The 14,554-nt window shown below is 57.2% G+C and carries 15 protein-coding genes; 2 read left to right on the plus strand and 13 right to left on the minus strand.

Annotation, left to right across the window (positions count from 1 at the left end):
• The 6 genes from hslU to dksA all read right to left on the minus strand — a co-directional run.
• A partial coding sequence (gene hslU, locus Q7T06_RS10240; RefSeq protein WP_304784282.1) for an ATP-dependent protease ATPase subunit HslU occupies positions 1 to 1,146 on the minus strand: 1,146 nt, incomplete at its 3' end.
• 34 nt (positions 1,147 to 1,180) lie between these two features.
• Positions 1,181 to 1,717 carry an ATP-dependent protease subunit HslV gene (gene hslV / locus Q7T06_RS10245; protein ID WP_304784283.1) on the minus strand — a complete coding sequence of 179 codons (537 nt, stop codon included), beginning with the start codon at positions 1,715 to 1,717 and terminating at the stop codon, positions 1,181 to 1,183.
• Positions 1,718 to 1,848: 131 nt separating this feature from the next.
• Positions 1,849 to 3,276, minus strand: coding sequence for a lipid asymmetry maintenance protein MlaB (locus tag Q7T06_RS10250; protein WP_304784284.1), 1,428 nt, complete (start codon positions 3,274 to 3,276; stop codon positions 1,849 to 1,851).
• A 195-nt stretch (positions 3,277 to 3,471) separates the two neighbouring features.
• Positions 3,472 to 5,484, minus strand: a complete 2,013-nt coding sequence (locus Q7T06_RS10255; RefSeq protein WP_304784285.1) for a TonB-dependent receptor — start codon at positions 5,482 to 5,484, stop codon at positions 3,472 to 3,474.
• 83 nt (positions 5,485 to 5,567) lie between these two features.
• Positions 5,568 to 5,954, minus strand: coding sequence for a hypothetical protein (locus Q7T06_RS10260; protein ID WP_304784286.1), 387 nt, complete (start codon positions 5,952 to 5,954; stop codon positions 5,568 to 5,570).
• Positions 5,955 to 6,081: 127 nt separating this feature from the next.
• Positions 6,082 to 6,465, minus strand: a complete 384-nt coding sequence (gene dksA / locus Q7T06_RS13230) for an RNA polymerase-binding protein DksA (RefSeq protein WP_370652364.1) — start codon at positions 6,463 to 6,465, stop codon at positions 6,082 to 6,084.
• On the opposite strand from dksA, the gene Q7T06_RS13235 reads away from it, so the two are divergent.
• Positions 6,464 to 7,063, plus strand: a complete 600-nt coding sequence (locus Q7T06_RS13235; protein WP_370652365.1) for a hypothetical protein — start codon at positions 6,464 to 6,466, stop codon at positions 7,061 to 7,063. The two genes, dksA and Q7T06_RS13235, sit on opposite strands and share 2 nt — an antisense overlap.
• Before the next feature lie 97 nt (positions 7,064 to 7,160).
• Here Q7T06_RS13235 and Q7T06_RS10270 read toward each other — a convergent pair whose 3' ends face one another.
• The 7 genes from Q7T06_RS10270 to Q7T06_RS10300 form a co-directional block, all read right to left on the minus strand.
• Positions 7,161 to 8,204 carry a GTP-binding protein gene (locus tag Q7T06_RS10270; protein ID WP_304784290.1) on the minus strand — a complete coding sequence of 348 codons (1,044 nt, stop codon included), beginning with the start codon at positions 8,202 to 8,204 and terminating at the stop codon, positions 7,161 to 7,163.
• A 37-nt stretch (positions 8,205 to 8,241) separates the two neighbouring features.
• Positions 8,242 to 8,769, minus strand: coding sequence for a Fur family transcriptional regulator (locus Q7T06_RS10275; protein WP_304784292.1), 528 nt, complete (start codon positions 8,767 to 8,769; stop codon positions 8,242 to 8,244).
• Between the two features lie 110 nt (positions 8,770 to 8,879).
• Positions 8,880 to 9,836, minus strand: coding sequence for a tyrosine recombinase XerC (xerC, locus tag Q7T06_RS10280; protein ID WP_304784295.1), 957 nt, complete (start codon positions 9,834 to 9,836; stop codon positions 8,880 to 8,882).
• 9 nt (positions 9,837 to 9,845) lie between these two features.
• A complete protein-coding gene (locus Q7T06_RS10285) occupies positions 9,846 to 10,514 on the minus strand; it encodes a DUF484 family protein (protein WP_304784297.1) in 669 nt (222 codons plus the stop codon).
• A gap of 112 nt (positions 10,515 to 10,626) precedes the next feature.
• Positions 10,627 to 11,478 carry a diaminopimelate epimerase gene (gene dapF / locus Q7T06_RS10290; protein ID WP_304784299.1) on the minus strand — a complete coding sequence of 284 codons (852 nt, stop codon included), beginning with the start codon at positions 11,476 to 11,478 and terminating at the stop codon, positions 10,627 to 10,629.
• A gap of 44 nt (positions 11,479 to 11,522) precedes the next feature.
• Complete coding sequence (locus Q7T06_RS10295; protein WP_304784302.1) at positions 11,523 to 12,422, minus strand: lipid A biosynthesis acyltransferase; 900 nt, start codon at positions 12,420 to 12,422, stop codon at positions 11,523 to 11,525.
• A complete protein-coding gene (locus Q7T06_RS10300; RefSeq protein WP_304784304.1) occupies positions 12,419 to 13,291 on the minus strand; it encodes a lysophospholipid acyltransferase family protein in 873 nt (290 codons plus the stop codon). The genes Q7T06_RS10295 and Q7T06_RS10300 overlap by 4 nt, the downstream gene beginning before the upstream one ends.
• A gap of 184 nt (positions 13,292 to 13,475) precedes the next feature.
• Between Q7T06_RS10300 and metK the strand changes: the two genes are divergently transcribed.
• On the plus strand, positions 13,476 to 14,554 hold a 1,079-nt coding region (gene metK / locus Q7T06_RS10305; RefSeq protein ID WP_304784306.1), incomplete at its 3' end, for a methionine adenosyltransferase.

Consider the following 14,554-nt stretch of genomic DNA (forward strand, 5'->3'; position numbering starts at 1 on the left):
CATCCGCTGTATGCCATCCTGCGCAAATTCGATGTGCACGCCTTCAGTGTCCAGCAAGGCCTGGTATTGCATGGTCAGGCAGGCGTCGGTGCCGGTCAGGATGCGCTCGAAATCGGCGATGGACAGGGATTCCAGCTCGACTCGTATCGGAAAGCGTCCCTGCAGTTCCGGAAACAGATCCGATGGCTTGGCCAGGTGGAATGCGCCCGATGCGATGAACAGGATGTGGTCGGTCTTGATCATTCCGTACTTGGTGTTGACGGTCGTGCCTTCCACCAACGGCAGCAGATCGCGCTGTACGCCGGCGCGCGACACTTCGGCACCACCGGTTTCCGAGCGCGTGGCGATCTTGTCGATTTCATCGAGAAACACGATGCCGTTTTGCTCTACATTGGCGATCGCCTTTTGCTTGAGCTCGTCTTCATTGACCAGCTTGCCGGCTTCTTCCTCGATCAGGATTTTCATTGCATCCTTGATCTTGAGCTTGCGCGCTTTCTTGCGGTTGCCGCCGACGCCGGAAAACATCGACTTGATCTGCTCGCTCATTTCTTCCATGCCGGGCGGCGCCATGATTTCCATCGTCGGCCCGGCTTCGGCCAGTTCGATCTCGATTTCGGTATCGTCCAGCGTGCCTTCACGCAAGCGCTTGCGGAAGGTCTGGCGCGTTGCATTACCGCTGTCGGCGGCGCTGTCGCCGGCAGATACAGAGGATGGATGAAAGCCGAAATCGCGTGCCGGCGGCACCAGGATATCGATCACTCGATCCTCTGCCGCATCTTCTGCGCGTGCACGCACCTTGCGCGTTTCCGCTTCGCGGGTTTGCTTGATGCCGATATCGATCAGGTCGCGGATGATGGTGTCGACGTCGCGGCCTACATAACCGACTTCAGTAAATTTGGTTGCTTCTATCTTGATGAAGGGCGCATCAGCCAGCTTGGCCAGACGGCGCGCGATTTCAGTCTTGCCGACGCCGGTCGGTCCTATCATCAGGATATTCTTCGGCGTGATTTCGTGGCGCAAGGGTTCTGCGACTTGCTGGCGGCGCCAGCGGTTGCGCAATGCAATCGCCACCGCGCGCTTGGCCTTGTCCTGGCCGACCACATGTTTATCGAGTTCGGAAACAATTTCCTTGGGTGTCATGTTCATGATGTCTTTTCGCAAAATATTTTCCGGCACCCGCTTATTCCAGCGTTTCTATCGTGTGCGACAGATTGGTGTAGATGCACAGCTCGCCGGCTATCGTCAGCGATTTGCTGACGATTTCCAGCGGCGTCAAATCGGTATTTTCCTGCAGCGCCTTGGCGGCCGATTGGGCAAAGGTGCCGCCGGAGCCGATGGCGCCTATGCCATCGGTAGGTTCGAGCACATCGCCGTTGCCGGTGATGACCAGCGTGGTTTCATGGTCGGCCACCAGCAGCATCGCTTCCAGCCGGCGCAGCATGCGGTCGGTGCGCCAGTCCTTGGCTAGTTCGACCGATGCGCGCATCAGATGTCCCTGATATTTTTCGAGCTTGGATTCAAAGCGTTCCAGCAGCGTGAATGCATCTGCAGTACCGCCGGCAAAGCCGACCAGTACCTTGCCGTTATAGACCTTGCGCACTTTGCGCGCAGTGCCTTTCATGACGATATTGCCCAATGTGACCTGGCCGTCGCCACCGAGCGCAACGATGTTGCCGCGTCGCACCGAAAGTATCGTGGTGCCGTGAAATTGTTCCATGCTTGCCTCTGAAATGAAGTGGCTGATGTGATGCAGAATGTGGGTAAACATCGCGCTCAAGGCGCATGTTCATGAAGAAATGGGGGCGGACAATTCGATTGCAAGTCGAAATTGCATCCTTGATTGCAGGGTCAGTTCTTGCGTGGCACGATGCGCACGAGGCCATTGACGCCCATCACATTGCAGAGTGCGATGATGAAATGGTTGGCGTTATGCAGTTCCAGGACTTTGCCACTGCTGACCAGGGGGGCAAGTTCGGCGAACAGGCGCCCGGCGGCATTGAAATCCATCCGTGTGAGGCGTGCGCAATCGAGTATGACGGGGTTATGCGTATGCGCATGGACCGTGATGCTTTTTACCAGCGTGTCGGTACGCGCATCGATGACGACCGGCATCATGAAATGCTCGCTTGCCGCTGTATCCGGTTCTGCTGATTCTTCTGCCGCGGTCACGACCTTGTTTTGCGGCGCGACGAAGGCGGGCGGCGATACTTCAAATGTGATGCAGTAATCGATGCTGGCTTCTTCGAAATCGGCTTCCCGGTTCAGCAGGCGCAAAATCTCCAGCATCAACAGCCACGGCGCTTCGCTTTCGTCGCGGCGGCCGACTTCCAGTGTCGAACGGATTTTTTCAGCCAGTTCCGGCGCGCCGACCAGGATCAGGTTGTGGCCGGATTTCTGCAGGGTCTTCAAGGCATTGAGCAGCAGCTCACAGCCTGCCGGATCGACTTCGCTGACGCGCGCAAACTCGAGCTTGAGCACATTGCTCATCGCACTCATATTCTTGATGCGTTCGAGCTGCTTGACGATGCTCGCATCGAGCGTGCCGGAAAAGGCAACGCTGGGAGTGGTGCCGGCCCGCACAGCGGGGGCGCTGGGCTCGGTGGCGCCGCCATCTACCCATGCCGGCGGCGACACTTCAAACTTGTTGGCATATTTGATCGACAGGTTTTCAAACGCGCTGTGTTGTCCGGTGATTTGGTAAAGATCAAACAGCATGCCCCACACGGTCAGCGGTGTGCTGCCGAGCGCATCTTCTGCAATCGCATTGAGCAAGATGGGTTCGACCAGATCAGTCTGGCTATTGGCGAACAGGATGGCGGCTTCTTCAATGACAGGTGCCGCTTCAGAAGCGGAGATCGCAACCGGGCCGATGACCGTTTCGGCGCCGAGCAGGAAGGCGGTACTGGCGCCCATGATGTCGGGCAATATCGACGCTTGTTCGAGCGGGACGGTTTTTTCTATCGTGGTTCTGGTATTGGCGCGCGTATCGGGCGGGCGCGTGGTGGTGTTGAGGAACTGGCTGACGGGCCCGGGCATGGTATTGCCACTGAAGGGCAGCGGCTTGACGAATTCGGATGACATTTCAGACTCGATGGCATCGATCTTCATGGCGGTTGCATGTGCTGCCTTGCGCTGCACTTGCTGCGTCTGCTCGTTTTCGGTTTTTGCCGCGGCACGCGCCTTGCTGTCGTCGCGTTTCTTTTGCGAAGATTCCTGCTCAGTCGGCTTTCGTGCCGGCTGGCGGTCCTTCTTGCCAAATAGCGAGAAAATCCCCACGTCTGTCCTGGTGAGCAAAGGCGAACACGTGCCAGGTAGTGGGCAGTGCGCCAAGTTTATAAAGTGCCACCATCCGTGCCTGCCCGATGGAAGCCATGCCAAAAATCCTGCTTAAAGGTAACACAAGAGGGGGGCACAAAGCGACCCGCAGCTTCCTGCAGGTCACTAGTGTAGCCAAAAAGCAGGCGATTAGCCTTAAAAACTTGTGCGAACGCCAATAATCAGGTTTCTGCCTGCCAGCGGTGCCGATGCGCGCAAGACTGAAGTTGACAGACGGATATCTTCATTGAGGATATTTTTGACCATCGCAAACCAGGTGATGGGCATGGTCGCCGAGCGCTGGGTATAGGATAAATTGGCATCGACTTGCGTGTAGGACGGCGTGGTGAAACTTTCGAAACTCGCCAGCCTGTCTTGTCGCTGCGCATGCAAGGCCTTCAAGCCCGAGCGCCAGCCGCCTTGGCGGTAAGCCACTTCAGCGCCAAAACGCGTCGCCGGTTGCAGCGGCAGATTGCCGGCGCCCGTTAGTTTGCCGCGCGATGTGTCGGCAAAACCACGCCAGGACCAGCCTTCGCCGCGCAGGTTGTAACTGAGTTCGGCTTCGGCGCCATGTATCGTGGCGCCATTTTGCGCCCAGAAACGCTGGGTGAATTCGCCTGTTGGGTCGACGATGCCAGCTTCGTCGACCTTGGTGCCATCGGTGCGTCCGTAAATGAAGTTCTTCACGCGGTTCTTGAAAAGATTGGCTTTCCAGCGGACCAGTCCCGCAGTTTTTTGCAAACTGAGTTCGAAGTTGCGTGAGGTTTCCTTGTTCAGCCTGACGTCGCCTGTGTCGTAGCTGGCCGTCGATTCGTGCGGGCCCCTGGAATACAGTTCTTCAATCGCGGGGGCGCGCTGCGCAATCGAGGCGGTAGTGCCAAAGCCGTAGCCGGGCGTGAATGTCCACAAGCCGCCGAGCGAATACGAGCCCAGATTGAAGTCGCGTTCCGCCAGTCCGGATGTGGCATCCGGTTTGCGTTGGACCGATTCGATACGCGCACCGGCACTGGCGCGCAAGGGACCGAAATCGCGTTCTTCGACCACGAAGCCGGCGATAGTATCGCTCTTGGTGAGCGGGACGGTTTTGGATCCACTGCCATCGGCACCCAGCGCAGAGAATTCCGAATTTTCGGTTTGCAGGCCGAAGGTGCCGCGCCAGCCGGCAAGTGGTTTATGTGTCAGTTCCAGGCGGCTTTCCAGTGCATCGTTCTTGAAAATGGTGGCCGGGGTGCCGTTTTTCAGGTTTTCCGTATGCTGGTAATCAGTGTGGCCGAGTTTGAAGCGCAGCGATTCGAAATTGTCGAACGGTTCCCTGATCAAGCCATCCAGGTCATAGCGGGTTTGTTTCAGCGTGATGAAGGAGCGTTCGGCAGTCGGGATGCCGTAGCGATCGTCATTGACGCCTACCGATGCGCCTATGTGGCCCCAGCTTTGTATGTACGATGCGCCCAGCCCTATGCTGTTGGCACGCGCATAGGAGTTGGGCAAATGACCGGCGCCCAGGCTGGCATCGCTCAGGCTGACATTGCCGGGAATCCTGTAATCGTTGGCATCGCGATAATTGCCATCCACATGCAGGCCTATGTCGCCGGCTGCGCCATCAACCGACAAGGACATGTTTTTCATTTGATCGGCGGAACCGAAGCGTACTTCGGCATCGCCGGTGGGCTGGGCATTGAGCACGGTAGGGATGCGCTCATTGACGATGTTGACGACGCCGCCTATGGCGCCGGAGCCATACAGTAGCGCAGCGGGGCCGCGCAGGATTTCGATCTGACGTGCAGTGGCGGCTTCGCCGGCGACTGCATGATCATTCGACAGGCTGGATGCATCCATGACAGACATGCCATTTTGCAGGATCTTGACGCGTGGACCTTCGAGGCCGCGAATGATGGGGCGCGAGGCGCCGGCGCCAAATGCCGAGGCTGATACGCCGAGTTCCTGCGACAACGTATCGCCGAGAGAATTGCCGAGTTTTTCACGCAATTCATCACCGTACAAAACCTTGGCTGGCGCCAGGATTTGCGCCGCTTCAGCGCTGCCGAAAGGCGTGGAGGTGACAACGATGTCCGGCAGGGTTTGCTCTTGCGCTTGCGCAAAAGCGGAATGGGATAGCGAGGCAAGCGCAGATAGAACGGCGCTTGCCAACAGGGTGCGTTGGGCGATCATGATACTTCCTTGAAAATGTATGGGGACGACAGCGGCTGGATCGCATGGCGATCAGGTGCTGCGCGGCAAACAGGAAAAATCAGTTACGCCCGTGGCGGTGCGCGAGAAGAGAAATGACTGAGGAAAGGGGCATCCCACGAAGTGTAGGCAGCCCACAGTGCCAATACCCGGACGCTGGCTTGCAGCAGCGGGGTATAGGGAAGTACCGGCGCGCTGTCGGCCAGCGCCACACCGTCAAACAAGGCGCATGAATGCGACGGGTCGCCGGTATATGCAGCTGTCGCATCGGACCAGGCAGGTTCGGCTGATTGCATGACTTGCTGCGCTGAATAAAGCGTGCCGACGCGGTCCGCATGTTCTATCCGGTGACGCAAGCCCATCCACTGCGCAAACAGCACGACCACCACCAGCAATGCTGCGAAGCAAAGCCGTGTTGCTGGCGTGGTGGATGAGGATGCAGGGAATTTCAAAATCGCTCGCTTAGTCAGTCGATGTCAGTCTGGATATTTGCAACATGGTTGCGTTCCGCAAAAAAACAAAGCGCGCAGATAGAGGCCGCGCGCTTTGTGTGCGGATGATGGCTAATTCCAGCGGGAATCAGTCACCATACAATTTCTGTTTCAGCTCGCGCCTTTGCTGCGCTTCCAGCGACAGGGTGGCGGTAGGACGCGCCAGCAAACGCGGCACGCCGATAGGCTCGCCGGTTTCTTCGCACCAGCCATAATCGCCGGAATCTATGCTGGCTATCGATTGCTGCACCTTTTTCAGCAGCTTGCGCTCGCGGTCGCGGGTACGCAATTCCAGTGCGTGTTCTTCCTCGATCGTCGCGCGATCGGCTGGATCGGGAACCAGCACGGTTTCGCGCAAATGCTCGGTGGTTTCATCAGCGTTTTTCAACAAGTCTTTTTCAAGCTGTTGCAAACGGTGTTTGAAAAAAGCGAGCTGCGCTTCATTCATGTAATCCTTTTCGCCCATCTTCATGATTTGCGCTTCGGTTAACAGAGTACCGTCGCCTGCTGCGGCCGGATTTGTTTTGCTTGATTTGGTTGCCAATTCGCGTACTTTCGAAACTACAGCTTGTTCAATTTTATCTGCTGATCCGGAGCCGGTCTTTTTGTCGCTACCGGCTTTGGATCGAGATGCGTCTTTATTCGGTACTGTTGCTGCTACTGCTGGTTTCTTGGCGGCAGCAATCACTTTTTTTACTGAATTCGTTACTGCTTTGCCTGTCGATTTTGTCCCGGCTGCAGCTTTCGCCGCCGGCTTGACGCTTTTTACAGGGCTGGATTTTTTTGCCGCAGGCGCCTTGCCCTTGGCTGCAACCGCCGGCGATTTTACCGCACTCTTGGCCACCGGTTTTTTCGCTGCTTTGGGAGCGGATTTGACGGCAGGTTTGGCCGCAGCCTTGAGCGGTTTGGCCGTTACTTTGACTGCCTTCTTCGCTAATGGTTGCACGGCCGATTTCTTGGCGCTCTTGCTGGCAGGTTTTGCACGCGCGACAGCTGCTGCCTTAGGCGCAGGTTTTTTTGTGTTTTTAACTGATTTTGTGGCGGTTGCGTTCATAGTCCCTTGTCCTTAATGAACTTACACGCGTGCAGACCCCTTTGTATTCTGCGCGCGACTCTCATCCTCGCATCGCCCAGACTGCTATCCCCTGAGCTCAAAACCCCGGTAGTTTATACCAAACATTCTTGCAATCCGAGAATAAAAGTTTCTTTCGGCAGATTCTGTCCGATAAAAACCATTTTGCTCGAACGTACTTCATTTTCACCCCATTTACCGCCTATATCCGTGCCCATGATCTGGTGCACGCCCTGGAATACGACTTTGCGATCGGCGCCATCCATCCACAACACGCCCTTGTAGCGCAGCATGCGCGGGCCGAATACCTGCACTATGCTGCCGAGGAATTCATCCAGCTTTTCAGTATTGAAGGGCCTGTCGCTCTTGAACATGAAGGCGGCGATATTGTCGCTGTGGTGTCCATGATGATGGTCATGCTGGTGTTCGTGTGTGCAATGCGCATCGCAAGCATGCTCATGATGTTCGTGTGCATGTTCTTCTGCGGCGATGAAATCGGGATCGATCTCGAGCTTGTCATTGAGGTTGAAGCCGCGCAAATCCAGCACGTCGGCAATCGGCACGCGACCGAAGTCGGTGGTGCTGACAGGTGCGCGCGGATTGATGCACTTGAGGCGTGCGATCAGGGTTTGCAATTCGGTGGCATCGACCAGATCGGTTTTTGACAGCAGCAGTTTATCGGCAAAGCCGACCTGGCGTTGCGCCTCTTCATACGTGTCTAGCTGTTGCATCGCATGCCTGGCGTCGACCACGGTAATGATGGCATCGACCAGGTATTCGGTGGCGACTTCCTCGTCGATGAAGAAGGTTTGCGCGACCGGGCCGGGGTTGGCGAGGCCGGTGGTTTCGATGACCACATGATCGAAATTCAGTTCGCCGGCGCGGCGGCGTTCTGCCAATGCAGTCAGGGCCACGATCAGGTCGCCCCGCACCGTGCAGCAGATGCAGCCATTGTTCATTTCTATGATTTGCTCGGTGCCGTCCTGCACCAGGATTTCATTGTCGATATTTTCCTGGCCGAATTCATTTTCGATGACGGCGATCTTGTAGCCATGCGGCTCCTGCAGGATGCGATTGAGCAGCGTGGTTTTGCCGGCGCCGAGGAAGCCGGTCAGGATGGTGGTGGGTATCAGTGCCATGAATTTTAAATGATGCGTTGAAGTGAGGCGTTGAAATTCAATGTGCGCAATCGGCACACCATCCCTTGATCGTGAGTTCGATTTCGTGACTCTGGAAGCCCTTGCCCAGCGTCGCCTGCAATACTTTTTGCAATTGCTGGCGCAGGCTTGCGGCGGAAGGGTCCGGGCTTGACTTGGCATCGGTGGCGAGCAGTTTTTCACCGACGTTGTCGATGCAAAAGACTTTTGCGCAGCGCGTGCACTTGAAGTGACCGTGCTGATGTTGTTGCGTTGGATGCTGGTCGCCATGCTCCAGATGCTCGCTGCCTGCGTTATAGCGGAACACGCGATCATCGCCGGCTATCTTGTGCGCCAGCCCGGCGTCGGTCAGGCAGTCCAGCGCGCGGTACAGCGTGACGCGGTCCATGTCGACCAGCGTGTCTTGTACATCCTGATGCGAAAACGCATAGCGCGCACCCAGCAGCGCGGCCAGGACCTTGATGCGGGCGTCGGTGGCGCGCAGCGTGGTGTCGCGTAACTGGCTTTCGGCCAGTGCCAGATAGTCCGGGGCGTCAGTTTTTTTCATGATGGTGCGGAGGATGAAATGATGTGTCGATTATGCCGTAATTTGCAATTGAGTTGCAATATCTGTTTGCGGCAAGGCGGGTGGCCTTGCTGAAGTGCGACGGGATTGCGTCAGGGTTTCTTTTTTGCCCGCGGATGGGCGGCGTCATATACCTGCGCCAGGCGCTGGAAATCGAGCGAAGTGTAGATTTGCGTGGCGGCTATCGAGGCATGGCCCAGCATTTCCTGCACCGCACGCAAATCGCCGGACGATTGCAATACGTGGGATGCAAAGGAGTGGCGCAATACATGCGGATGCACATCCATCGGCAAGCCGACCGCTTGCGCATGCGCCTTCAGGCGCAACTGCACGACGCGGCTTGAGATGCGCGTGCCGCGCTCGCTTAAAAACAGTGGCTGCGGGTCCAGTTTTACCAGCGTGTCGCGCACCGCCAGCCATGCCGTGAGTGCAGCGATGGCGGGCTGGCCGACCGGCACGCTGCGCATCTTGTTGCCTTTGCCGGTGACCATGACTTCATGCGCGGCGAAATCTATCCAGCCGGCAGATACGTAGCGGTTTTCCTGCACATATTTGACATCGAGCCCGACCAGTTCGGAGACGCGCAAGCCGCTTGAATACAGCAATTCAAACATCGCGTGATTGCATAGCTGCAGCGTGGTGTCAGATGCTTTTTGCGGCGACTTTTGCGAGACCAGGCGTACTGCATCGTCGGCGGCCAGGGCCTTGGGGAGCGGCTTGTTGCGTTTGGGCGCCTTGATGCCGTCGACCGGGTTGGCGCGCAGCACATTCTGTTCGGATAGCCAGTTGAAAAAACCGCGCCACGCCGAAAGCTTGCGGGCGATCGAGCGCGCGTTCAAGCCTCTGGCATGCAATTGCGCGGCAAACTTGCGGATCTGGAAATGGCTGACGGCGGCCAGCGATGCCTGGTTGTCAGCCGCAGTTGCCAGTGCAGTCAATTCCAGCAAATCGCGCCGGTAACTGTCTATCGTCAGCGGCGCCAGCTGGCGCTGGCTTTTAAGATGGTCGAGATAAGCGTCTATCCAGGCAGGATGGGATGCGGCGCTCACGATGACGATTTAATCCAGCAGGCCCGAGAGTGCGGCGCTGGCAGTTTTGCCTATGTCGGCCAGGAAATCGGTCGCCATGTCGGCAGTAAAGCGGCTGGCTTCGGGCGAGCCCAGCACCAGCAGACCGAAAGCCTGCGGCGCATCGTTCAGGCGCAAGGGCAGCAAGGCCAGCGATTGTATGGCGGGTGCGTCTTCTAGCCATGAAGCGGCTTCAAAATCATTGTTGCTGCCGCAAAACGGTGTGGTCAAGCCATTCGAGAAAAGACGCGAATCGGCAGAAACCGGCGCGGCAAACCAGGTATGGGCAAATTCTTCCGATACGCCCCACAGGCGCAAGGTGACATGCGGTACCGCGAAGATGTTTTGCAAGCCGGTTGTCAGTGTGTGCGGCAAATCGACATCGTTGCGCGCCGACAGCAGCGCCCGCGTCCATGCATGGAACTTGCGCGAGATTTGATCGTTTTCCTGGCCTATGCGGATCAATTCGGCCAGGCGCATTTCCATGATCTTGAGCTTTTCGCGCAAGACATCCATTTGTCGTTCCTGCAGCGACAGGGTGCGGCCGCCTAGCGGGCTCGACAGTTTGATCGTTGCCAGCACTTCCGCATGCTCTTCAAAGAACTGCGGGTGATCGAGCAAATAGTCGGCGACGGTATTGGAGTCCAGTGGAGAAGTCATGTAGGGTAATTAAGTGTAAGTATCAGTGTAGGTGCAGACATGTGAGCAGTCTTGTTGCTTGCCATGATTCTAACCGACATCGGCGGGCGCGAAACAATACTGTCGGTGACGATCAAATCTCGATTTCGCCTTCGAATACAGTCACGGCCGGGCCGGTCAGCATGACGGACGATGCGCCGCCTGCCCACGCTATCGACAGTTCGCCGCCACGCGTTTGCACCTTGACCGGCGACGCCAGCAAGCCGCGCCGTATGCCGGCGACGACTGCCGCGCAGGCGCCGGTGCCGCAAGCCAGCGTTTCGCCGGCACCGCGTTCGAATACGCGCAGCTTGATTTGATGCGCATCGACGATTTGCATGAAGCCGGCGTTGACGCGTTTCGGAAAGCGCGGGTGATGTTCGATCAGGATGCCGTTTTCATGTACCGGTGCCGCGTCGACATCGGCGACGACTTGCACCGCATGCGGATTGCCCATGGACAGCACGGAAATCCAGACGGTTTCATCCTTGACGTCCAGCGGCCACAAGGTATCTGCGCCTTCAGCCTTGCATAGCAAGCCGCTGGCGTCGAAAGGTACTTCTTCCGGCGTCAGGATCGGAGGGCCCATATCGACGGTAATCTGCCCATTGGCTTCGAGTCGCGGCTCGATCACGCCCGACATCGTTTCGACCCGGATTGCATGCTTGTCGGTGAGTTTCTTGTCGGTCACGAATTTGACGAAGGCGCGCGCGCCATTGCCGCATTGCTCGACTTCACCGCCGTCGGCGTTATAGATCCGATAGCGGAAATCGACGCCTGCTGCCTGCGGTTTTTCCACCACCAGCATTTGGTCTGCGCCGACGCCGAAACGCCTGTCGGCCAGAGTTTGCCATTGTGCAGGGGTGAAATCTATGGCTTGATTGATCGCATCGATGACGACGAAATCGTTGCCGGCGCCGTGCATTTTTGTGAATTTGAGTTTCATCTGGCGATTATAAAGCGGCTGGCCATGCATCGGAAGGACGCATGTCAATATGCCGCAGGTGGTTCGTCCTGTGTGTTGGACGCGTAAAAGCTCGGCTCGCCGGGCGGGCGCGTCTTGAAGCGTTTGTGCGTCCAGAAGTATTCGGCCGGCGCTTCGCGCGCACGCTCTTCGATGAACGTATTCATGGTGCGGGTGGCCGCGATCATGTCGTCACCCGGATAATTTTCCCATGCGGGATAAAACCTGACTGTCCAGCCGCGGTAATTTGGCAGATAAGTCGCGACGACGGGGATTACCTTGGCCCTGGTGGCGGCCGCGATGCGCGCCGGCGCCGTCAGCGTGGCGGCGGGGACGCCAAAGAAGGGCACGAACTCGGCATCTTTTTCACCGAAATCCATATCCGGCAGCATGAAGAAGGGCAGGCCGTCGCGCATCGCCCGTATGATCGGCTTGACGCCATCGCTGCGTGCAAACAGCTTGACCGGGCGAAAACGCGAACGGCCCTTGCGCAAGACTTCATCGAATACTGGATTCAATTGCTGCGTGTAGATAGAGCACAGCGAAGATTCCAGCATGACCGCCACGCCGGCCACATCCAGGCTGACGAAGTGCGGGCATAACAGTATGGTCGGGCTGGCGTTGATGGCGGCCAGCGGCACTCCGGGTTCCACCTGTATCAGGCGACGCAGGCGCGCTTCCGATGCCCACCACAAGATGCCGCGCTCCAGCACGCTGCGGGCATAAGCCTGGAAATGTTTTTTTGCGATGATTTCGCGTTGCTGTTCCGACATTTCGGGAAAGCACAGGCGCAGATTGATCAGCGTGATGCGGCGCCGCGATTTCTTGTAAATGTATAGCAGGCTGCCTATCGTTTCGCCCAGGCGCGCGATGACAGGCAGCGGGAACCAGTGCAGCAGCCACATCAATATGACGAGCAACCTCATTCGATGACCTTGTCCAAGCTGGATGAAGCGGTATCGTCAGGAGCGGCGACGCCGGCCGGTATCTTGTAGTGGTTATAACTCCAGAAATATTGCGCAGGGCAATGTGCGATCAACGCTTCCATCGCCACATTGATCGCCTGCACCTGTTGCTGCTGCGTCAAGCCGTCCGGCATCTGGAAGGGCTGAAAATGCACGGTATAGCCTTTGCCGCGCGGCAGTCGTTCGGCGTAAGTCAGGATCATCGCCGCACCTGTCATTTCCAGCATCTTGGCCGGCAAGGTCATCGTATAGGCAGGCTTGCCGAAAAATTCGGCCCACACACCTTCGCCGGTTTGCGGTACCTGATCCGGCAACAACCCGATCGCGCCACCCCGTTTGACGACCTTGAACAAGGCCCGCACGCCGCCCAGATTGGCTGGCGCCAGCGATAAATTCTGGCGCGCGCGCGCATCTTCTATCAGCGGTTTCAATGCCTGCTGCCGCGGCGGGCGATACATCACGGTCAGCGGCAGTTTTGCTGCAGCCACCTGGGCGGAAATTTCAAAGCAACCCAGATGCGGGGTCAGGAAAATAATCCCGCGCCTGGCATCCATGGCCGCCTGCACCGCGGCCCAGTTTTCGATGCGGGCAGTTTTCAATACGCGTTGCGGTGACGCGCACCAGATGAAAGGCAGTTCCAGCATGTTCTTGCCCGCTTCTGCAATGGCCGCCGGCAATTGATCGCCGAAGCCGGCCTGGCGGATATTGTCGCGCAAGTGGCGGCGGTATCTGGGGGCGGCAAGGTAAACCACCCAGCCGAGCGCGCTGCCGATTGCATGCAATACAGGCAAGGGCAGGAAAGACAGGAGGCGGAAAAGGATGACTAGCATGCAAGCCGGGCATAGACCTCTTGCAAGAGGCTTTGCTGATTTTTTACAAGAGGCGTAAAATAGCACAAAGTAGCAACCGCCGAGTTAATGACAACTTGCGAGACGGTATATAAATTTCGCTAAAGCGTCGCAGGCTCAAGATAAGTTGGCCGCGACATCTAACCAACTATAGAAAGAACCTGCGATGGCTAATGATTATCTGTTTACCTCCGAATCCGTTTCCGAAGGCCACCCCGACAAGGTCGCCGATCAAATCTCCGATGCGATCCTTGATGCGATCTTCCAGCAAGATCCTAAGGCACGCGTTGCTGCCGAAACCCTGTGCAACACCGGTCTGGTCGTCCTGGCTGGTGAAATCACGACCTTTGCCAATGTCGATTACATCGAAGTAGCGCGCCAAACCATCAAGCGTATCGGTTACGACAACGCCGATTTCGGCATCGATTACAAGAGTTGCGCCGTGCTGGTCGCCTATGACAAGCAGTCGCCCGATATCGCGCAAGGCGTCGATGAAGGTGCCGGTATTGACCTCGACCAGGGCGCTGGCGATCAAGGCTTGATGTTCGGTTATGCCTGCGATGAAACGGCAGAGCTGATGCCTGCCGCTATCCACTATGCGCATCGCATCGTTGAACGCCAGTCTGAATTGCGCAAGGATGGCCGCCTGCCTTGGCTGCGTCCGGATGCAAAATCGCAAGTCACCTTGCGTTATGTCGATGGCCGTCCTGTGTCTATCGATACCATCGTATTGTCGACGCAGCATGCGCCGGAAATGCAGCACAAGGACATCGAAGAAGCCGTCATCGAGCACATCATCAAGCCTGTCGTGCCGGCTGAATGGCTGAAAGATACCCGCTTCCTGGTCAACCCTACCGGCCGTTTCGTCATCGGCGGTCCGCAAGGCGATTGCGGCTTGACCGGGCGCAAGATCATCGTCGATACCTACGGCGGCGCAGCACCGCACGGCGGCGGCGCATTCTCTGGCAAGGATCCATCGAAGGTTGATCGCTCCGCAGCTTACGCTGGCCGTTATGTTGCCAAAAATATCGTCGCAGCGGGTTTGGCAGAACGTGCGCAGATCCAGATTTCATACGCAATTGGTGTAGCCAAACCGACATCGGTGATGGTCACGACATTTGGTACAGGTAAAATCAGCGATGAAAAAATCGCGCAACTGGTGCAGGAGCATTTCGACCTGCGTCCAAAAGGCATCGTACAAATGCTCGACCTGTTGCGTCCGATTTATCAAAAAACCGCAGCCTA

This window comes from Herminiimonas sp., assembly GCF_030645555.1.
Lineage (GTDB): Bacteria > Pseudomonadota > Gammaproteobacteria > Burkholderiales > Burkholderiaceae_D > Oxalicibacterium.

Bases quoted from the DNA above. Each gene is read 5' to 3' on its own strand.
- Q7T06_RS10285 (WP_304784297.1), bottom strand. From the start codon at position 10,514: ATGACTTCTCCACTGGACTCCAATACCGTCGCCGACTATTTGCTCGAT.
- Q7T06_RS13235 (WP_370652365.1), top strand. From the start codon at position 6,464: ATGATTTGCGCTTCGGTTAACAGAGTACCGTCGCCTGCTGCGGCCGGA.
- Q7T06_RS10255 (WP_304784285.1), bottom strand. From the start codon at position 5,484: ATGATCGCCCAACGCACCCTGTTGGCAAGCGCCGTTCTATCTGCGCTT.
- Q7T06_RS10300 (WP_304784304.1), bottom strand. From the start codon at position 13,291: ATGCTAGTCATCCTTTTCCGCCTCCTGTCTTTCCTGCCCTTGCCTGTA.
- Q7T06_RS10275 (WP_304784292.1), bottom strand. From the start codon at position 8,769: ATGAAAAAAACTGACGCCCCGGACTATCTGGCACTGGCCGAAAGCCAG.
- Q7T06_RS10295 (WP_304784302.1), bottom strand. From the start codon at position 12,422: ATGAGGTTGCTCGTCATATTGATGTGGCTGCTGCACTGGTTCCCGCTG.
- hslV (WP_304784283.1), bottom strand. From the start codon at position 1,717: ATGGAACAATTTCACGGCACCACGATACTTTCGGTGCGACGCGGCAAC.
- Q7T06_RS10270 (WP_304784290.1), bottom strand. From the start codon at position 8,204: ATGGCACTGATACCCACCACCATCCTGACCGGCTTCCTCGGCGCCGGC.
- dksA (WP_370652364.1), bottom strand. From the start codon at position 6,465: ATGAAGATGGGCGAAAAGGATTACATGAATGAAGCGCAGCTCGCTTTT.
- dapF (WP_304784299.1), bottom strand. From the start codon at position 11,478: ATGAAACTCAAATTCACAAAAATGCACGGCGCCGGCAACGATTTCGTC.